Raw genomic sequence first — 17,803 nt, 5'->3', positions numbered from 1 at the left:
CTCAGCCGTCCCGGCGGCCGAGAAGCTGCGCGAAGTCGGTGGTGAGGGCGAACGGGTCGACCGGGCCGGTCGACGGCGGTCGGCGCTCCACCTGGTCGGCCAGCTCCACGGCGGCGCGCTGGATCCGGCCGCGCAGCGCGCCGTCGGCGGTGCCGCCCGACCAGTCCTCGGGGGCGGCGAAGACCGCGGTGGGGACCACCACGGCCCGCAGGTAGCTGAACATCGGGCGGAGGGCGTGCTCCAGGGCGAGCGAGTGCCGCGCGGTGCCGCCGGTGGCGGCGATCAGCACCGGCCGGTCGACCAGCGACCCGGCCTCCACCACGTCGAAGAAGGACTTGAACAGCCCGTTGTACGACGCGTTGAAGATCGGCGTGACCGCCACGACGCCGTCCGCGCCGGCCACCGTGTCCAGGGCCTCGCGCAGCGCCGCCGACGGGAACCCGGTGAGCATGTTGTTCACCACGTCGTGCGCGTGGTCGCGCAGCTCGATGGTGCGCAGCTCGACCTCGTGGCCGCGCCGGACCAGCTCGTCGCGGGTGGCCGCGGCGAGCTGGTCGGCGAGCAGTCGGGTCGAGGAGGGCTGGCCGAGACCGGCCGAGACCACGGCCAGGGTGCGCCGGGTCATCGGGCCGCCTCCGCGCCGGTCGGGCCGGCGGCGTCCCGGGCGGCGAGCAGCGAGGCGTGCGTGGGCGCCTCGGGCACGTGCGCGGGGCGCAGCGCGTCGAACTCCTTGCGCAGCACGGGAACTACCTCCTCGCCGAGGATGTCGAGCTGCTCCAGGACGGTCTTCAGCGGCAGGCCCGCGTGGTCGAGAAGGAACAGCTGCCGCTGGTAGTCGCCGACGTACTCGCGGAAGCCCAGCGTGCGGTCGATGACCTGCTGTGGGCTGCCCACGGTCAGCGGGGTCTCCCGGCTGAACTCCTCCAGCGACGGGCCGTGCCCGTAGACCGGGGCGTTGTCGAAGTACGGCCGGAACTCCCGGACCGCGTCCTGCGAGTTCTTCCGGACGAACACCTGCCCGCCGAGGCCGACGATGGCCTGCTCCGGACTGCCGTGCCCGTAGTGGGCGAAGCGCTGCCGGTAGAGACCGACCATCCGCTGGGTGTGCTCCTTGGGCCAGAAGATGTGGTTGGCGAAGAAGCCGTCGCCGTAGTAGGCCGCCTGCTCGGCGATCTCCGGGCTGCGGATCGAGCCGTGCCAGACGAACGGCGGTACGCCGTCGAGCGGGCGCGGCGTCGAGGTGAACGACTGCAGCGGGGTACGGAAGCGGCCCTGCCAGTCGACGACGTCCTCGCGCCAGAGCCGGCGCAGCAGGTCGTAGTTCTCGATGGCCAGCGGGATGCCGTTGCGGATGTCCTGGCCGAACCACGGGTAGACCGGCCCGGTGTTGCCGCGACCCATCATCAGGTCCACCCGGCCGTCGGCCAGGTGCTGGAGCATGGCGTAGTCCTCGGCGATCTTCACCGGGTCGTTGGTGGTGATCAGCGTGGTCGAGGTGGAGAGCAGCAGCCGCTCGGTGCGGGCCGCGATGTAGCCGAGCATGGTGGTGGGCGACGACGGCACGAACGGCGGGTTGTGGTGCTCGCCGGTGGCGAAGACGTCGAGGCCGACCTCCTCGGCCTTCAGCGCGATGGCCACCATCGCCTTGATCCGCTCATGCTCGGTCGGTTCCCGACCGTTGGTCGGGTCGACCGTGACGTCACCGACGGTGAAGACTCCGAACTGCATGACCAGCTCCTCGCGTGGGAAGACCGGGGCCGCGGTGGCCACCCGGACGCTGCCCACAACATATTTGACGAATCAACTATTCCACCGTCGAAGTGTCATGGGGTGGCCCCGGTCACCGTGGGGGCGGCGCTTCCCCCGGACATCACCTGGACGCGTCGCTCGGCCCGCTGCCGTTTGCGGCGTGTCGCGCCCTCCGGCGGCGAGGTCACCGCGACACGCCGCAAAGCGCGCCGGCGACGGGCCGGCGGCGAGTTTTGCGACGTCAGCGGCAGTGCCCGGCTGATCGATGTTCGAGCGAGCGACATGCCGGTGAGGCATCAATATGCCTGGCAGGCATGTCGCTCACCTCGAACCATCTCCCGGCGGCGACCACCCGTGCGGCGGGTACCTCTCACCGTGCGGCTCCGGCCCGGGGTGAGCGGGCGGCCCGGGCACGGGGTAGCACCGGCCGGACGACGGCGGGGCCAGATAGGGCGGCGTGGGAAACGTCCCGGGCGCCGGGTGGAATCCGCCGGGGTGGTGCGGCGGCGTGGTCCGACGGCCCTTGCGGACGAGCAGGACCACGCCGAGCACGACCAGCCCGACGATCAGCAGCAGCGGGATGACGAGGCAGGCCAGCCGCCCCACGAGGTAACCCGCCTGGTGCGCGTCCATGCCGCCGCTCCCCTGTCCGTCGTAGGTGAGCGCCGAATGCTAGCGGATCATGGATACGTGGGCTGCCCCGTCGGGCGTCAGCCGCCGGCCACCGAGGGCAGCACCTGCACCTCGGCCCCGTCGGCGACCGGCGCGGCCACTCCCCCGGCGTGCCGGCAGTCCTCCCCGTCGACGTAGACGTTGACGTACCGGCGCAGTTCGCCCCGCTCGTCGCGGATCCGGCGGGCCAGTCGGGGCCAGGAGTCGGCGAGCGCGTCGAGGACGGCCCCGACCGATCCGGCGGCCTCCACGGTGAGCCGGCTCGCGCCGCCGGCCTCACCGCGCAGCGGACCCGGCACCAGCACGGTGACCATCGTCAGACCTCCGCCGCCCGGACGCAGAGCACGTCGGGCAGGTGGGCGGCGACCAGCGACCAGGAGTCGCCGTCGTCGCGGCTGGCGTAGACCTCGCCGGAGCGGGTGCCGAAGTAGACGTCGCCCGCCCCGCCCGCGCACATCGCGTCGCGCAGCACCGAGGGGTGGAACGGCTCGTCCGGCAGCCCCACCGACAGCGGCTCCCACTTGTCGCCGGCGTCGGTCGAGCGGAACACCCGGCACCGGTGGTCGACCGGGTACCGCTGGGAGTCGGCGACCAGCGGGAACGTGAAGACCGTGCCGGGGCGCGACGGGTGGGCCACGATCGGGAAGCCGAAGTCGCTGGGCAGGCCATCGGCGATCGACGTCCAGGTGCGGCCGTCGTCCTCGGAGCGGTAGACGCCGTGGTGGTTCTGCGCGTAGAGCCGCTCCGGGTTGCCCGCGTCCCGGGCGACCTTGTGCACGCACTGGCCGAACTCGGGCCACTCGTCGGGCAGGAAGTAGGCCCGGATGCCGGTGTTGCCCGGCGACCAGCTCCGGCCGGCGTCCTCGGAGCGGTAGACCCCGCCGGTGGACATGGCGACCAGGATCCGGTCGGGGTCGCGCGGATGCGGCAGCACGGTGTGCACCGCCTGGCCGCCGAAGCCCGCGCCCCACTGCTCCCGGTGCGGGTGGTCCCAGAGCGAGCGGACCAGCGTGAAGCTGCGCCCGCCGTCGGTGGAGCGGAACAGCGCGGAGGGCTCGGTGCCCGCCCAGACCACCTCCGGCGCGTCCGCGCCGCCCGGGACGATCTGCCAGACCCGGCCGAGGCTGGCGCCGGTGTCGGCCGGGAAGGCCACCGGCGCCAGCTCCGGCTCGGCCCAGGAGGCACCGAGGTCGTCGCTGGTGGCGACGCTCGGCCCGAAGTGCGAGCTGGTCATCCCGACGAGCAGTCGGGGCGTGCCGGGGCGGGGGTCGACGGCGACGGCGTAGACCCCGGTCATCGGGAAGTGCGGGCCGCTCACCTCCCAGCCGCGCCCGCCCGGACTGGTGGCGAGGAAGAGCCCCTTGGCGGTGCCGATCGCGAGCAGCGTGGGCATGACCGTCCTCCGATCAGTCGTGAACGCGTGGCGTGATTATGGCCACACCCCCCGACAGAATCGCCCGGCCACGCCGGGAAGCTCAACCCCGCGCGCGCGGGACGTGCCGCCGATAGCTGCTCACCGTCGGATCGCCGGTGATCCAGAACCGCCAGGGCACGTCGTGCGCCCCGGTCACCCCGACCCGGGGGCCGGCGGAGATCGCCGCCTCCGGCACCGGCGCCACCGCCGGCCGCAGCCGGACCGGGCCGTCGCCGAGCAGGTCCAGGCCGTACGCCGAGCGGTCGATGCCGAGGGTCGCGCAGAGCCGCGCCGGGCCGCGCGCCAGGTCGACGTCCCGGCGTACGGCGGGTCGGCGGGCGCGGGCCGCTTCGAGGCCGTCGACCACCTCGGCGGCGCGCAGCAGCACCGCGGCGGCCTCGCCGTCCGGGCCGGTGACCACGTTCATGCACCAGTGCATGCCGTAGGTGAAGTAGACGTAGGCGTGGCCGGCCGGGCCGAACATGACGGCGTTGCGCGGGGTGCGCCCCCGGTGCGCGTGCGAGGCGGGGTCGCCGGCCGTCCCCGCGTACGCCTCGACCTCGGTGATCCGGACGGTGACGCCACCGGCGGAGAGTCGGCAGCCGAGCAGCCCGCGCGCGGCGGGCACCAGCGGCCCGGCCAGCAGGTCGGCCAGCGGCGAGAGGTCGGTGCGGGAGGAGGTCACGCGACCACGGTACCCAGCCGTGTGTCTCGCCACCTGCACTTCTGATTAGGGTTGCCTCACCTTAGAGTGACCCCCGTGACGCACCCGCCTGACCTGCTGCCGGCCGTGCGCGCGGTGTCCTTCGCCCGCGACCTGGCCGACCACGGTGACCGCCCCGCCGTGGTCACCGCCGACGGCGTGCTGTCGTACGCCGAGCTCGCCGGCCGGGTCGCCGAGACCGCGCGCCGGCTGGGTCCGCGGCGGCGGCTGGTCCTCGTCACCGGCGCCAACACGGTCGACGCCCTGGTGGGCTACCTGGCCGGCCTGCACGGCGGGCACCCGGTCCTGCTGGTGCCCGGCGACGGCCCGGCGACGCGGGCGCTGACCGAGGCGTACGACCCGGACGTGGTGATCGGGCCGGTCGACGGGGTGTGGACGCTGCACGAGCGGCGGGCCGGGTCGGCGCACGAGCTGCACCCCGACCTGGCGCTGCTGCTGAGCACGTCGGGGTCGACCGGCTCGCCGAAGCTGGTCCGGCTGTCGCACACCAACCTCCAGGCCAACGCCGAGTCGATCGCCGAGTACCTGGGGGTGCGGGAGACCGACCGGGCGGCCACCAGCCTGCCGCTGCACTACTGCTACGGCCTGTCGGTGGTGAACAGCCACCTGGCCCGGGGCGCCGCGCTGGTGCTGACCGACCGCTCGGTCGCCGACGACTGCTTCTGGGAGCTGTTCCGCCAGGCCCGGGCCACCAGTTTCGCCGGGGTGCCGTACACCTTCGACCTGCTGGACCGGGTCGGCTTCGCCGCGATGAACCTGCCGCACCTGCGCTACGTCACCGCCGCCGGCGGCCGGCTGGCGCCGGCGAAGGTGGTCCGCTTCGCCGAGCTGGGCCGGCGCAACGGCTGGGACCTGTTCGTCATGTACGGGCAGACCGAGGCGACGGCCCGGATGGCGTACCTGCCGCCGGACCTGGCGGCCACCCGACCGGAGGCGATCGGCGTGCCGGTGCCGGGCGGCGAGTTCCGGCTCGCTGCGCTGCCGGAGCAGCCGGACGGCGTCGGCGAGCTGGTGTACGCCGGCCCGAACGTGATGCTCGGCTACGCCGAGCGCCCGGCCGACCTGGCGTCGGGGCGTACCGTGACCGAGCTGCACACCGGCGACCTGGCCCGCCGCGGCCCGGACGGCCTGTACGAGCTGGTGGGCCGGCGCAGCCGGTTCGCCAAGATCCTCGGCCTGCGGGTGGACCCGCAGCGGGTGGAGGCGCTGCTGGCCGCGCACGACGTGGACGCGGCCTGCCTGGGCGCGGACGACGAGCTGCTGGTGGCGGTGGCCGGCGAGGTGGACCCGGCGCGGGTCCGCCGGCTGGTCGCGGGCGAGCTGGCCCTGCCACCCCGGGCGGTGCGGGTGCTGGCGCTGCCGCGGCTGCCCCGGCTGGCCACCGGCAAGGTGGACTACCCGGCGCTGCGCGAGTTGGCGGCCGGGCCGGTCGCCCCGCCCACGCCGTCGGCCCCCGCCCCCGACGACGACCTGTGCCGGCTCTTCGCCGAGGTGCTGGACCGCACCGACGTGACCCCGGAACACAGCTTCGTCGACCTGGGGGGCGACTCGCTGTCGTACGTCGAGATGTCGGTCCGCCTGGAGCGGGTGCTCGGGCAGCTGCCGCCGAACTGGCACACCCTGCCGATCGGGGCGCTGCCCCCGCCGCGCAGCGGTCGGCCGCGCCGCCGGCGGGCGCTGGAGACCAGCGTGGCGCTGCGGGCCGTGGCGATCGTGCTGGTCGTCGGCTCGCACATCCCGATGTTCACCCTCACCGGTGGGGCGCACCTCCTGCTCGGGGTGGCCGGCTTCAACTTCGCCCGGTTCCTGCTCACCGACGCCGGACGGACCGACCGGCTGCGACACGTCCGCTCCGCCCTGACCCGGATCGTGCTGCCCACCACCGCCTGGATCGCGGCGATGCTGGTCCTCACCGACCAGTACCGGTGGAGCAACCTGCTGCTGCTCAACAGCCTCGTCGGCCCGGACGACGGGCGCACCGAGTGGCACTTCTGGTTCGTCGAGGCGCTGGTCTACATCCTGGTCGCGGTGGCCGTCCTGCTGGCGGTGCCGGGGTTGGACCGGCTGGAACGCCGCCACCCGTTCGGCCTGCCGCTGACCCTCGCCGGGCTCGGGCTGCTCAGCCGCTACGACGTGTTCGGCCTGGACGCCCGGTACGACCTGCCGACGGCGATCGTGGCGTTCTGGCTCTTCGCGCTCGGGTGGGCGGCGGCCCGCGCCGACGGGGTACGGCAGCGGCTGCTGGTCACCGCCGCCGCGGCGGCCACCGTGCCGGGCTTCTTCGGCCAGCCGCAGCGGGAGGCGTTGATCGTGGCGGGGTTCGCACTCCTGGTCTGGCTGCCGACCGTGCCGAGCCTGGGTCCGCTGAACCGGGTCGCCGGCGTGCTGGCGGGCAGTTCCCTGTACATCTACCTGACCCACTGGCAGGTCTACCCGCACCTGCGCGACCAGCCGCTGCTGGCCCTGGTGGCGTCGCTGGCGCTGGGCGTCGGGTACGCCGCCCTGGTGCAGCGGGCCGGGCCAGCTATCAACGGCTTGTTGAAAAGATTCCGTTGACACCGCGGGCGCGGTGGGGTCTGCTGGAGACGTGACCGACGACGCCTTCACCGCCCCCGACGCGGCGCGCGCCCGCGCCCACCGCACCTACGCCGCGCTGGAACGGATCACCGCGCGGCACGCCGGCACCGAGACGCGCCGCCGGCGCCACACCAACCCGTACCTGGCCGATCCGTACGAGGCGGTCGCGCTGGTGACCGCCCTCGCCGCCGGCGGGGCGGAGCGGGAGCCCGGCGAGGAACCGGTCGACGAGGCCGACCTGACGGCGGCGTTGACCCTCCTGCCCCACCTGCGCGCCGAGCTCGACACCCTGGAGGCCGGGCTGCTGACCCTCGCCCGGGGGCGCGGCATGACCTGGCAGGCCATCGCCTTCGGGCTGGGGCTGGGCAGCGCGCAGGCCGCCAAGCAGCGCTTCGAGCGGGTGTCCGCCCGCACCGCCGGCACCGACTGAGCGGCGATCGCGCTCTCGCCGGCCACCCGCGACGCCGAGGCGCCGGCTGCCCGACGGCCCGATCAGCGCCGAGGCGCCGGCTTCCCGGCTGCCCGATCAGCGCCGCGGGGCCGGCTTCCCGACCGCCCGGTCGGCGCGGAGGGGCCCCGGGGCTGGACGGGTCGGCGAGACTGTGCCGGTGACCGCTGCCACCGGGAGGACGCGATGACGCGCGACGAGATGCTGGCGTACTGCCTCGGGAAGCCGGGCGCCCGGCTGGACCAACCCTGGGAGGGCGACGAGGTGGTGAAGGTGGGGAGCCGGATCTTCGCCTTCCTCGGCTCGCCGGACGGTGAGGCGCGGGTCGGCGTGAAGTGCGGCCCGAACCGGGAGGTCGCCGACGAGTGGATCCACCGGTTCCCGGACGACGCGAAGGCGTCGGCGTACATCGGGCGGTCGGGGTGGAACTCGCTGCGCCTCGGCGGCGCGATCCCGGACGACGAGCTGATCGAGGCCGTCGACGGCTCGTACGAGGCGGTGGTGGCGAAACTGCCGAAACGGGAGCGGCCGACGGTGTGAGGGTCGGCGCGGCGTCGCGCCGCGCCGACCCGTCGACTCAGCGGGGTACGACCCGCTCGCTGGCCCACTCCCGCCAGCCGGCCAACTTGTCGGCGGCGGCGGCGAGCTGGTCGGCCACCGGGCCGGGGCCGGTCGAGCCGGGCGTGGTCCGGGCGGCCAGCGCGGAGCGGACCGAGAGCACGTCGCGCACGCTCGGGTCCAGGTGCTCGCTGACCGTGGCGAGGTCGTCGTCGGAGACCTCGTCCAGGGCGCAGTCCCGGGCCACGCAGAGCGCGACGAGCTTGCCGGTGATCTCGTGCGCGTCGCGGAACGGCACGCCCTTGCGGACCAGCCAGTCGGCCACCTCGGTGGCCAGCGAGAAGCCCACCGGCGCGGCGGCGACCAGCCGGTCGACCCGTACCGTCATCGTGGAGATCATCCCGGCGAGCGCCGGCAGCAGCAGCTCCAGGGTGTCGACCGCGTCGAAGGCCGGCTCCTTGTCCTCCTGCATGTCCCGGTCGTAGGTCATCGGCAGGCCCTTGAGCATGGTGAGCACGGTCATCAGGCCACCGACCAGGCGGCCGGACTTGCCCCGGGCCAGCTCGGCGATGTCCGCGTTCTTCTTCTGCGGCATGATCGACGAGCCGGTGGCGAAGGCGTCGTCGAGCTCCACCCAGCCGAACTCGTGCGAGGTCCAGAGCACCACTTCCTCGCCGAGGCGGGACAGGTGCACCCCGACCAGCGCGGTGACGAAGAGGAACTCGGCGACGAAGTCCCGGTCGGCGACGGCGTCCATCGAGTTGGCGAAGGACGTGCGGAAGCCCAGCTCCTTGGCGACGGCCACCGGGTCCAGCGGCAGGCCGGAGCCGGCCAGCGCGCCCGCCCCGAGCGGGCTGATCGCGGCCCGGTGGTCCCAGTCGCGCAGCCGCTCCAGGTCGCGCAGCAGCGGCTGCACGTGGGCGAGCAGCCAGTGCCCGAAGGTGACCGGCTGGGCGTGCTGGAGGTGGGTCATCCCGGGCGCGGCGGTGTTCACGTGCCGCTCGGCCTGCTCGACCAGCGCCTCGGCCAGCTCGACCAGCCGGCCGGCCACGCCCCGGGCGTGGTCGCGCAGGTAGAGCCGCAGGTCGGTGGCGACCTGGTCGTTGCGGGACCGCCCGGCGCGCAGCTTGCCGCCGAGGCTGCCGAGCCGCTCCAGCAGGCCGCGCTCCAGGGCGGTGTGCACGTCCTCGTCGTCGACCGTCGGGCGGAACTGCCCGGAGGCGCAGGCCGCCTCCAGGTCGTCCAGCGCGGCCAGGATGCGACCCAGCTCCTCCGGGTCGAGCAGGCCCGCGCCGGCCAGCACCCGGGCGTGCGCCCGGGAGCCCGCGATGTCGTACGGGGCGAGGCGCCAGTCGAACTGGACACTCACCGACAGCCGCGCGAGGGCTTCGGCGGGGCCGCCGGCGAACCGGCCACCCCACAGGCTCGTCCGGTTGGTGGCGGCGCTGTTCTCGGTCAGGCTCTTGTCGTCCACGCCGCCCATTGTGGTTGCCACGGTTCCTAGCCGCCCAGCCGGGCGTCGCGTGCGGCGGCCATCTTGCTCGGCAGGCCCCACAGCTGCACGAAACCCTTCGCCAGGGACTGGTCGAAGGTGTCGCCGGTGTCGTAGGTGGCCATGCCGAAGTCGTAGAGGCTGGCCTCGGAGCGCCGGCCGGTGACGGTCGCCCGGCCGCCGTGCAGGGTGAGCCGCACCTCACCGGAGACGTGCCGCTGGGCGTCGTCGATGAAGGCGTCCAGGCTGCCCTTGAGCGGCGAGAACCAGAGGCCGTCGTAGACCAGCTCGCCCCAGCGCTGGTCGACGCCGCGCTTGAACCGGGCCAGGTCACGCTCGACGGTGACCGCCTCCAGCTCCTGGTGGGCGGTGATCAGCGCGATCGCGCCGGGGGCCTCGTACACCTCGCGGCTCTTGATGCCGACGAGGCGGTCCTCGACCATGTCGAGCCGGCCGACGCCCTGGGCGCCGGCGCGCCGGTTCAGCTCCAGGATCGCCTGGTACGGGGTGACGGTCTCGCCGTCGATGGCGACCGGGTTGCCGGCGTCGAAGGTGATCACGACCTCGTCGGCGTCGCGCGGCTCGGCCGGGTCGGCGGTGTAGGAGTACAGGTCCTCGATGGGGCCGTTCCAGATGTCCTCCAGGAAGCCGGTCTCCACCGCCCGACCCCAGAGGTTCTGGTCGATGGAGTACGGCGACTTGGCCGACACGTCGATCGGCAGGCCCTTCTCCTCGGCGAAGGCGATGGCCTTGTCCCGGGTCCAGGCGAAGTCCCGGGCCGGGGCGATGATCTTCAGGTCGGGGGCGAGGGCGCTCAGCCCGACCTCGAAGCGGACCTGGTCGTTGCCCTTGCCGGTGCAGCCGTGCGAGACGATCGTGCCGCCGTGCTTGCGGGCCGCGGCCACCAGGTGCTTGACGATCAGCGGCCGGGACAGCGCGGAGACCAGCGGGTAACGGTCCATGTAGAGGGCGTTGGCGCGCATCGCCGGCAGGCAGTAGTCGGCGGCGAACTCGTCGCGCGCGTCGACCACCTCGGACTCGACGGCGCCGCAGTCCAGCGCGCGCTGCCGGATGGCGTCGAGGTCCTCGCCGCCCTGTCCGACGTCGACGGCCACCGCGACGATCTCGGCGCCGGTCTGCTCGGCGAGGTACGGAATGGCCACGGAGGTGTCGAGGCCTCCGGAGTAGGCAAGGACGACCCGCTCGGTCATGGTGTGGTGCTCCCTTCAACATTTTCTTCCCGGCGGGCCCACCCGGCGAGCTTGTCGCCGAGCGCGGCCCCGCCGACGGCCTCGCGGGCCACGACGAGGATGGTGTCGTCGCCGGCGATGGTGCCGACGATCTCGGGCAGGCCCGCTCGGTCCAACGCGCTGGCCAGGTAGTGGGCTGCGCCCGGCGGGGTGCGCAGTACGGCGATGTTGCCGCTGGCGTCGACCCCGTTGAGCAGCTCGCGCAGCAGCCGGACCAGCCGGGCCGGGGCGGCCTCGGCGTCGCGCAGCGGCCAGTGGCCGTCCTCGGGGATCACGTACACGGCCCGCCCGTCACCGCCGCGGGCGGTGACCGCGCCGAGTTCCTTCAGGTCCCGCGACAGGGTGGCCTGGGTGACCTGGATCCCGTCGCTGGCGAGCAGGTCGGCCAGTTCGGTCTGCGACCGGACGGCCTTGTCGCGGATCAGCTCGACGATGCGGCCGTGCCGGGCGGCGCGGGTCAGCGGGGCGGTCATGTGGAGGCCTCCAGGAGATACGTCAGCAGCGCCTTCTGGGCGTGCAGGCGATTCTCCGCCTGGTCGAAGACCGCGCTGCGCGGCCCGTCCAGCACCTCGTCGGTGATCTCCTCGCCCCGGTGCGCGGGCAGGCAGTGCAGCACGATCACGTCGGCCGCGGCGTGGGCCAGCAGCGCGTCGTTGACCTGGTACGGCAGGAACGGGGTGATCCGGTCCAGCCCGTCGTCCTCCTGGCCCATCGAGGTCCAGGTGTCGGTGGCGACCACGTCGGCCCCGCGGACCGCCTCGACCGGATCGACGAGCGCCCGGACCGATCCGCCGGTGCCGAGGGCGATCTTCTCGGCGCGGGCCACCACGTCGGGGTCGGGCTGGAAACCGTCCGGGCCGGCGACCCGCACGTGCATCCCGGCGGTCGCCCCGGCGAGCAGGTAGGAGTGCGACAGGTTGTTGGCGGCGTCCCCGACGTACGCCAGGGTCCGCCCCTGGGTGCCGCCGCAGTGCTCGCGGACGGTGAGCAGGTCGGCCAGCAGTTGGCAGGGGTGGTAGCCGTCGGTGAGGGCGTTGATCACCGGCACGGTGGCGTGCGAGGCGACCTCGGTGATCCGGTCGTCGCCGTGGGTCCGCAGCACGATCGCGGCGACGTAGCGAGACAGCACCCGCCCGGCGTCGGCGAGGGACTCGCCCCGCCCGAAGTGGGTGACCTGGGTGTCCACGACCAGGGGGTGGCCGCCCAGCTCGGCGATGCCGGCGTCGAAGGAGATCCGGGTGCGCAGGCTCTGCTTGTCGAAGAGCACCGCCACCGACCGTGGCCCGGCCAGCGGCGTGTACGCGAACCGGTCGGCCTTCATCCGGGCGGCCAGGTCGAGCACGGTGGACTGCTCGGCGGGGGTCAGGTCGTCGTCGCGCAGGAAGTGCCGGATCATGCGTTGACCTCCGTGGCGCTGGGGGTGGTCGGGGCGGCGGCCGGCGCGAGGTCGGCGGGCGGCGCCGCGTCGGCCGGCACCGCCGTGTCGGCCGCCGTGTCGGCGGGCGCCGCCGCGTCGAGGGCGGCGGGGAGGGCGGTCAGGAAGGCGTCGACCTGGTCGGCGGTGAGGATCAGCGGCGGGGCGAGCCGGACCACGTCCGGCTGCACCGGGTTGACCAGGAAGCCCGCCTCGCGCAGCGCGGCGGTGACCGGGCCGGAGGCCGGGGCGGTGAGCACGATCCCGAGCAGCAGGCCGGCGCCCCGGACCTCGGCGACCAGCGGATGGCCGAGCGCCTCGACGCCCCGGCGCAGCCGTTCGCCGGTCCGCTTGACGTGGTCGAGCAGCCCCTCGCTGGCGATGGTGGCGACCACCGCCAGGGCGGCCGCGCAGCTGATCGGGTTGCCGCCGAAGGTGGTGCCGTGCGAGCCGGGTGCGAGCAGCTCCCCGGCCCGACCGAAGGCGAGGCAGGCCCCGATGGGCAGCCCGCCGCCGAGCCCCTTGGCCAGGGTCACCACGTCCGGCTCGATCCCGTCGGCCTGATGGGCGAACCAGTGCCCGGTGCGGCCGATCCCGGTCTGCACCTCGTCCAGGACGAGCAGGGCGCCGTGCCGGGCGGTGATCCGCCGCGCGTCGGCCAGGTAGCCGGCGGGCGGCACGACGACGCCGTTCTCACCCTGGATCGGCTCCAGGATCACCATGGCGGTCGCGTCGCTGACGGCCGCGTCGAGGGCGTCGGTGTCGCCGTACGCCACGTGGGTGACGTCGCCGGGCAGCGGGCGGAACGGGTCGGCCTTGGCGGGCTGGCCGGTGAGCGCGAGCGCCCCCATGGTCCGACCGTGGAAGCCGCCCCGGGCCGCCACCACATGGCTGCGGCCGGTGAGCCGGGAGAGCTTGAACGCCGCCTCGTTGGCCTCCGCGCCGGAGTTGGCGAAGAACACCCGGCCGGGCCGGCCGGCGAGGGCCAGCAGCAGCTCCGCCAGGGCCACCGGCGGCTCGGCGACGAACAGGTTGGAGACGTGGCCCAGGGTGGCGACCTGCCGGGAGACGGCGGCCACCACGGCCGGGTGGGCGTGGCCGAGGGCGTTGACCGCGATGCCGCCGAGCAGGTCGACGTACTCCCGGCCGGCCTCGTCGACCACGACGGCGCCGGAGCCGGAGACCAGCGCCAGCGGCGGCGTGCCGTAGTTGTCCATCAGGGCCTGGCCCCACCGTTCGACCAGCGTGCTCATGCGGGAACCACCATCGTGCCGAATCCTTCCGAGGTGAAGACCTCCAGCAGCGTGGAGTGGGCGACCCGGCCGTCGACGACGTGCGCGGCGGGTACGCCCCCGCGCACCGCCCGCAGGCAGGCCTCCATCTTCGGGACCATCCCCGACTCCAGAGACGGCAGCAGCTTCGCCAACTCGTCGTCGGTGATCTCGCTGACCAGGCTGGTGGTGTCCGGCCAGTCGGCGTACAGGCCGGCCACGTCGGTGAGCACGACCAGCTTGCGGGCGTCGAGGGCGACGGCGAGCGCGGCGGCGGCCGTGTCGGCGTTCAGGTTGTGCAGCACCCCGTCGACGTCCGGCGCGACGGTCGAGATGACCGGGATCCGGCCGGCCGCGATCAGGTCGGTCACCGCCGAGACGTCGACCGACTCCACGTCGCCGACCTGCCCGACGTCCACCGGCTGCCCGTCGACGTACGCGGTCCGGCGGACGGCGGTGAACAGCCCGGCGTCCTCGCCGGAGAGGCCGACGGCGAACGGGCCGTGCGCGTTGATCAGCCCGACCAGTTCCCGGCCGACCTGCCCGACCAGCACCATCCGGACGACGTCCATCGCCTCGGGGGTGGTGACCCGCAGGCCGCCCCGGAACTCGCTGGCGATGCCGAGCCGCCCGAGCATGGTGGAGATCTGCGGGCCGCCGCCGTGCACGACGACCGGCTTGAGGCCGGCGTACCGGAGGAAGACCATGTCGGCGGCGAAGGCGCGCTGGAGCGCCGGTTCGACCATGGCGTTGCCGCCGTACTTGACCACGACGGTGGCCCCGGAGAAGCGGGCCAGCCAGGGCAGGGCCTCGATCAGCGTCTCGGCCTTGACCTGGGCCCGGGTGAGGTCGGCGGAGAGGCTCATGACGAGTACGCCGAGTTCTCGTGCACGTACGCGTGCGACAGGTCGTTGGTCCAGATCGTCGCGGCCGAGGACCCGGCGTGCAGGTCGATCCGGATGGTGACGTCCCGGCCGGACAGGTCGACCTTGGCGCGGTCCTCGGCGGCGGCGCCGGAGCGGCACACCCAGATCCCGTTGACCGCGACGTCGACGCCGTCCGGCTCGAAGGCGGCGGCGGTGGTGCCCACCGCGGCGAGGATCCGCCCCCAGTTCGGGTCGTTGCCGAACAGCGCGGTCTTGACCAGGTTGTTCCGGGCCACCGACCGGCCCACCTCGACCGCGTCGGCCTCGGTGGCGGCGCCGACCACCTCGATCGCGATCTGCTTGGTCGCGCCCTCGGCGTCGGCGATGAGCTGCTGGGCCAGGTCGTGGCAGGCGGCGGTGACCGCGGCGGTCAGCTCGGCGTCGGTGGGCTCGACGCCGGAGGCGCCGCTGGAGAGCAGCAGCACGGTGTCGTTGGTCGACATGCAACCGTCGGAGTCGATCCGGTCGAAGGTGACCCGGGTGGCGGCCCGCAGCGCGGCGTCGAGCGCCTCCGGCCCGGCGACCGCGTCGGTGGTGAGCACGCAGAGCATGGTCGCCATGGCCGGGGCGAGCATCCCGGCGCCCTTGGCCATGCCGCCGACGGTCCAGCCGCTGCCCTTGGCGACGGTGGTCTTCGGCCGGGTGTCGGTGGTCATGATCGCCTCGGCGGCCGCCGTGCCGCCGTCGCGGCCGAGCCCCCGGATGGCGCTGCGCACGCCGGGCAGCAGCTTCTGCATCGGCAGCCGCTCGCCGATCAGGCCGGTGGAGCAGACCGCGACCTCGCCGGCGCCGAGCATCAGCCGGGGGCTGACCGAGGTCAGCGCGGCGGCGGTGTGCTCGGCGGTGGCGTGGGTGTCCTGGAAACCGGCCGGGCCGGTGCAGGCGTTGGCGCCGCCGGAGTTGAGCACCACGGCGCGGACCACGCCGCCCCGGACGACCTGCTGGGTCCAGAGCACCGGCGCGGCCTTGACCCGGTTGGCGGTGAAGACGCCGGCGATCCCGGCGTCAGGGCCGTCGTTGACGACGAGGGCGAGGTCGGCGGCGCCGCTGGTCTTGAGCCCGGCGGCGACCCCGGCCGCCCGGAATCCCCGGGGGGTGGTGACTGTCATGGCGCGACTCCGAAGACGGAAAGGCCGGTGGTCTCGGGCAGGCCGAGCATGAGGTTGGCGCACTGCACGGCCTGGCCGGCGGCGCCCTTGCCGAGGTTGTCGATCGCGCTGACCACGATCACCCGGCCGGAGTCGACGTCGACGCCCGCCTGGAGGTGGCAGGAGTTCGCGCCGGCTGTGGCGGCGGTGTGCGGCCAGGCGCCCTCGGGCAGGACGTGCACGAACGGCGCGTCCGCGTACGCCCGGGCCAGCACGTCGCGCGGGTCGGCGTCGCCGGTCGGCACCGCGGTGACGGTGGCGAGGATGCCGCGCGGCATGGGCGCGAGCACCGGGGTGAAGGAGAGGCTGGTCGCGCCGGTGGCCTGCTTGATCTCCGGTACGTGCTGGTGGGCGCCGACCTTGTAGGGCGACAGGTCGCCCATCACCTCGCTGCCGAGCAGGTGGGCCTTGGCGGCCCGGCCGGCGCCGGAGGTGCCGGAGGCGGCGACCACCACCACGTCCGCGGGGAAGACCGCGCCGGCGGCGATCAGCGGGGCCAGGGCGAGGGTGGTGGCCACGGCGTAGCAGCCGGTGCTGGCCACCCGGGTGGCGGCGGCGATCGCCGCCCGCTGGCCGGGCAGCTCGGGCAGCCCGTAGGTCCAGGCGCCGGCGTGCCGGCCGCCGTAGTAACGGGCCCAGGCGTCGGCGTCGTGCAGCCGGTGGTCGGCGCCGAGGTCGACCACCTTGACCGTCGCCGGCAGGGCGGCGGCGAGGGCCGCCGACTCGCCGTGCGGCAGGGCCAGGAAGACCAGGTCCGCGTCGGCCAGGGCCGCCGGGTCGGTCGCCGTGAGCGTCAGGTCGAGGCCGGCGAGCTGCGGGTGTACGGCGCTGACGGGCTGACCGGCCCGGGAATGGGCGGTGGCGGCGACGAGGTCGAGCTCGGGGTGCCCGGCGACCAGGCGCAGCAGCTCACCCCCGGCGTATCCGCTCGCCCCGGCGACCGCGACTCGAATGCCCATACTCACCTCCGCATGACTATGCAGAGAAGGCTAACGGCCCGGACCCCTTCACTGCAAGTTCATACGTCCCACTGCATGGGCATGTGATCGTGACTCCGGTCACCGGGCAGCAAAAGGCCCGGCCCGGGTCGCGGGAGGCGAACCGGGCCGGGCGGGACGACAACGGGCCGAAACTACAGGCGGCCCTCATCGACCGCCCGGGTCACCCACGGCACGACCTCGTCGAGCATCTCGTCCAGCGAGGTGGTGGCGGTGAAGTCGAGGACCTCGCGGGCCTTGGCCACGTCCGGCACCCGCTTCTGCACGTCGTACTGGTAGGGCTCGTCGGAGACGTACCGGAACGGCACGTCCGGGCCCTTGATCTTGCGCCAGATCAGCTCGGCCAGCTCCAGCACGCTGGTCGACTCGGCGGTGGAGAGGTTGAAGTCCTCGTTGCGGGCCGCCGGGTGCTCCACCGCGGTGGCGATGCCCCGGGCCAGGTCCCCGCCGTAGGTGTAGTGCCGCACCTGGTGGCCCTCGCCGAGGATGTGCAGCGGATCCTGCCCCTTGACGATCTTCTGCACCAGGTCCGGCACGACGTGCGACATGGCGAGCTTGACGTTGCCGGAGAGCACCTCGGCCTGGCCCAGCGCCCGCCCCTCCCCCACGCCGACGCAGTTGAACGGCCGGACGATGGTGTACGGCAGCTGGTACTGCTCCCAGGCGGCCCGGGCGTAGTACTCCACGGCCAGCTTCTGGAAGCCGTACGAGGACAGCGGCGGCGGGATGCGCCGCTCGTCGCCCTCCGTGCTGGGCCAGTGCTCGGTGGACTCGTAGACCATCGAGGAGGAGAGGTAGGTGACCTTCGCCAGGCTGCCGTCGCGGTGGGCGCGGATGGCCGCGTCGCAGGTGGCCGCCATGATCCGCTCGTTGGTGGCGAGCAGGTCGTAGGCGTAGGCGTGGAAGTAGGAGATGCCGCCGATCATCGCCGCCCCGGCGACCAGGTGGTCGCAGCCGTCCAGCAGCTCGGTGAGCAGGTCGACGTCGCGGGCGTCGCCCTCCACGAACCGGAACCGGGGATGGGTGTCGTAGCTGTGGGTGACCGGGCCGTACTTGGAGAAGTTGTCGATGCCGACCACCTCGTGGCCCCGGCCCAGCAACTCCTCGACGAGGTAACCGCCGATGAAGCCGGCCGAACCAGTTACCAGGACCTTCGCCACGT

At 74.0% G+C, this 17,803-nt stretch carries 18 protein-coding genes; 3 read left to right on the top strand and 15 right to left on the bottom strand.

Features of this window, described 5'->3' with window-relative positions; translation table 11 throughout:
- Window position 1: 1 nt before the first annotated feature.
- The 6 genes from ACTMTB_RS28335 to ACTMTB_RS28310 form a co-directional block, all read right to left on the bottom strand.
- Window positions 2-625 (bottom strand): FMN reductase, encoded by a 624-nt coding sequence (locus ACTMTB_RS28335; RefSeq protein WP_441149225.1) that lies wholly within the window; start codon window positions 623-625, stop codon window positions 2-4.
- Complete coding sequence (locus ACTMTB_RS28330; RefSeq protein ID WP_441149224.1) at window positions 622-1,728, bottom strand: LLM class flavin-dependent oxidoreductase; 1,107 nt, start codon at window positions 1,726-1,728, stop codon at window positions 622-624. Before ACTMTB_RS28330 ends, ACTMTB_RS28335 begins: the two co-directional genes overlap by 4 nt.
- A gap of 342 nt (window positions 1,729-2,070) precedes the next feature.
- A complete protein-coding gene (locus ACTMTB_RS28325) occupies window positions 2,071-2,382 on the bottom strand; it encodes a hypothetical protein (protein WP_441149223.1) in 312 nt (103 codons plus the stop codon).
- A 77-nt stretch (window positions 2,383-2,459) separates the two neighbouring features.
- Window positions 2,460-2,735: a ubiquitin-like small modifier protein 1 gene (locus tag ACTMTB_RS28320; protein WP_088962682.1), complete on the bottom strand. Its 276-nt coding sequence runs from the start codon at window positions 2,733-2,735 to the stop codon at window positions 2,460-2,462.
- 2 nt (window positions 2,736-2,737) lie between these two features.
- Window positions 2,738-3,814 carry a WD40/YVTN/BNR-like repeat-containing protein gene (locus ACTMTB_RS28315; protein WP_441149222.1) on the bottom strand — a complete coding sequence of 359 codons (1,077 nt, stop codon included), beginning with the start codon at window positions 3,812-3,814 and terminating at the stop codon, window positions 2,738-2,740.
- 82 nt (window positions 3,815-3,896) lie between these two features.
- A complete protein-coding gene (locus ACTMTB_RS28310) occupies window positions 3,897-4,520 on the bottom strand; it encodes a DNA-3-methyladenine glycosylase (protein ID WP_357610162.1) in 624 nt (207 codons plus the stop codon).
- 75 nt (window positions 4,521-4,595) lie between these two features.
- On the opposite strand from ACTMTB_RS28310, the gene ACTMTB_RS28305 reads away from it, so the two are divergent.
- From ACTMTB_RS28305 to ACTMTB_RS28295, 3 genes are all read left to right on the top strand, one after another.
- The gene (locus ACTMTB_RS28305; RefSeq protein WP_441149221.1) at window positions 4,596-7,115 is read left to right on the top strand and encodes an AMP-binding protein; all 2,520 of its coding nucleotides are present in this window, start codon (window positions 4,596-4,598) and stop codon (window positions 7,113-7,115) included.
- A gap of 31 nt (window positions 7,116-7,146) precedes the next feature.
- Window positions 7,147-7,566 (top strand): DNA-binding protein, encoded by a 420-nt coding sequence (locus tag ACTMTB_RS28300; protein ID WP_441149220.1) that lies wholly within the window; start codon window positions 7,147-7,149, stop codon window positions 7,564-7,566.
- A gap of 204 nt (window positions 7,567-7,770) precedes the next feature.
- Window positions 7,771-8,124, top strand: coding sequence for an MmcQ/YjbR family DNA-binding protein (locus tag ACTMTB_RS28295; RefSeq protein ID WP_346534861.1), 354 nt, complete (start codon window positions 7,771-7,773; stop codon window positions 8,122-8,124).
- 37 nt (window positions 8,125-8,161) lie between these two features.
- On the opposite strand, the gene argH is transcribed toward ACTMTB_RS28295, so the two are convergent.
- The 9 genes from argH to ACTMTB_RS28250 form a co-directional block, all read right to left on the bottom strand.
- Complete coding sequence (gene argH / locus ACTMTB_RS28290; protein ID WP_441149242.1) at window positions 8,162-9,625, bottom strand: argininosuccinate lyase; 1,464 nt, start codon at window positions 9,623-9,625, stop codon at window positions 8,162-8,164.
- A 17-nt stretch (window positions 9,626-9,642) separates the two neighbouring features.
- Window positions 9,643-10,845, bottom strand: a complete 1,203-nt coding sequence (locus ACTMTB_RS28285) for an argininosuccinate synthase (RefSeq protein WP_210778356.1) — start codon at window positions 10,843-10,845, stop codon at window positions 9,643-9,645.
- Window positions 10,842-11,357, bottom strand: coding sequence for an arginine repressor (locus ACTMTB_RS28280; protein WP_280837074.1), 516 nt, complete (start codon window positions 11,355-11,357; stop codon window positions 10,842-10,844). The genes ACTMTB_RS28285 and ACTMTB_RS28280 overlap by 4 nt, the downstream gene beginning before the upstream one ends.
- Window positions 11,354-12,280: an ornithine carbamoyltransferase gene (argF, locus tag ACTMTB_RS28275; RefSeq protein WP_441149219.1), complete on the bottom strand. Its 927-nt coding sequence runs from the start codon at window positions 12,278-12,280 to the stop codon at window positions 11,354-11,356. The genes ACTMTB_RS28280 and argF overlap by 4 nt, the downstream gene beginning before the upstream one ends.
- Window positions 12,277-13,551 (bottom strand): acetylornithine transaminase, encoded by a 1,275-nt coding sequence (locus ACTMTB_RS28270; protein WP_441149218.1) that lies wholly within the window; start codon window positions 13,549-13,551, stop codon window positions 12,277-12,279. The genes argF and ACTMTB_RS28270 overlap by 4 nt, the downstream gene beginning before the upstream one ends.
- Complete coding sequence (gene argB / locus ACTMTB_RS28265) at window positions 13,548-14,435, bottom strand: acetylglutamate kinase (RefSeq protein ID WP_441149217.1); 888 nt, start codon at window positions 14,433-14,435, stop codon at window positions 13,548-13,550. Before argB ends, ACTMTB_RS28270 begins: the two co-directional genes overlap by 4 nt.
- Complete coding sequence (argJ, locus tag ACTMTB_RS28260) at window positions 14,432-15,604, bottom strand: bifunctional glutamate N-acetyltransferase/amino-acid acetyltransferase ArgJ (RefSeq protein WP_441149216.1); 1,173 nt, start codon at window positions 15,602-15,604, stop codon at window positions 14,432-14,434. Before argJ ends, argB begins: the two co-directional genes overlap by 4 nt.
- On the bottom strand, window positions 15,601-16,602 hold the full coding sequence (gene argC / locus ACTMTB_RS28255; RefSeq protein WP_441149215.1) for an N-acetyl-gamma-glutamyl-phosphate reductase: 1,002 nt from the start codon (window positions 16,600-16,602) through the stop codon (window positions 15,601-15,603). Before argC ends, argJ begins: the two co-directional genes overlap by 4 nt.
- Window positions 16,603-16,775: 173 nt before the next feature.
- Entirely contained in the window at window positions 16,776-17,801 is a 1,026-nt protein-coding gene (locus tag ACTMTB_RS28250) for an NAD-dependent epimerase/dehydratase family protein (protein WP_441149214.1), read from the bottom strand.
- Window positions 17,802-17,803: the final 2 nt, after the last annotated feature.

Origin of the sequence: Micromonospora sp. L32 (assembly GCF_052068055.1) — a bacterium.
Lineage (GTDB): Bacteria > Actinomycetota > Actinomycetes > Mycobacteriales > Micromonosporaceae > Micromonospora > Micromonospora purpureochromogenes.
The sequence above is the reverse complement of the archived record's forward strand: the minus strand, read 5'-3'. Positions and strand labels throughout refer to the sequence as shown.

Excerpts from the sequence above, each read along its gene's own strand:
- ACTMTB_RS28335 (WP_441149225.1), bottom strand. The coding sequence starts at position 625 with ATGACCCGGCGCACCCTGGCCGTGGTCTCGGCCGGTCTCGGCCAGCCC.
- ACTMTB_RS28330 (WP_441149224.1), bottom strand. The coding sequence starts at position 1,728 with ATGCAGTTCGGAGTCTTCACCGTCGGTGACGTCACGGTCGACCCGACC.
- ACTMTB_RS28325 (WP_441149223.1), bottom strand. The coding sequence starts at position 2,382 with ATGGACGCGCACCAGGCGGGTTACCTCGTGGGGCGGCTGGCCTGCCTC.
- ACTMTB_RS28320 (WP_088962682.1), bottom strand. The coding sequence starts at position 2,735 with ATGGTCACCGTGCTGGTGCCGGGTCCGCTGCGCGGTGAGGCCGGCGGC.
- ACTMTB_RS28315 (WP_441149222.1), bottom strand. The coding sequence starts at position 3,814 with ATGCCCACGCTGCTCGCGATCGGCACCGCCAAGGGGCTCTTCCTCGCC.
- ACTMTB_RS28295 (WP_346534861.1), top strand. The coding sequence starts at position 7,771 with ATGACGCGCGACGAGATGCTGGCGTACTGCCTCGGGAAGCCGGGCGCC.
- argH (WP_441149242.1), bottom strand. The coding sequence starts at position 9,625 with ATGGGCGGCGTGGACGACAAGAGCCTGACCGAGAACAGCGCCGCCACC.
- ACTMTB_RS28285 (WP_210778356.1), bottom strand. The coding sequence starts at position 10,845 with ATGACCGAGCGGGTCGTCCTTGCCTACTCCGGAGGCCTCGACACCTCC.
- ACTMTB_RS28280 (WP_280837074.1), bottom strand. The coding sequence starts at position 11,357 with ATGACCGCCCCGCTGACCCGCGCCGCCCGGCACGGCCGCATCGTCGAG.
- argF (WP_441149219.1), bottom strand. The coding sequence starts at position 12,280 with ATGATCCGGCACTTCCTGCGCGACGACGACCTGACCCCCGCCGAGCAG.
- ACTMTB_RS28270 (WP_441149218.1), bottom strand. The coding sequence starts at position 13,551 with ATGAGCACGCTGGTCGAACGGTGGGGCCAGGCCCTGATGGACAACTAC.
- argB (WP_441149217.1), bottom strand. The coding sequence starts at position 14,435 with ATGAGCCTCTCCGCCGACCTCACCCGGGCCCAGGTCAAGGCCGAGACG.
- argJ (WP_441149216.1), bottom strand. The coding sequence starts at position 15,604 with ATGACAGTCACCACCCCCCGGGGATTCCGGGCGGCCGGGGTCGCCGCC.
- argC (WP_441149215.1), bottom strand. The coding sequence starts at position 16,602 with ATGGGCATTCGAGTCGCGGTCGCCGGGGCGAGCGGATACGCCGGGGGT.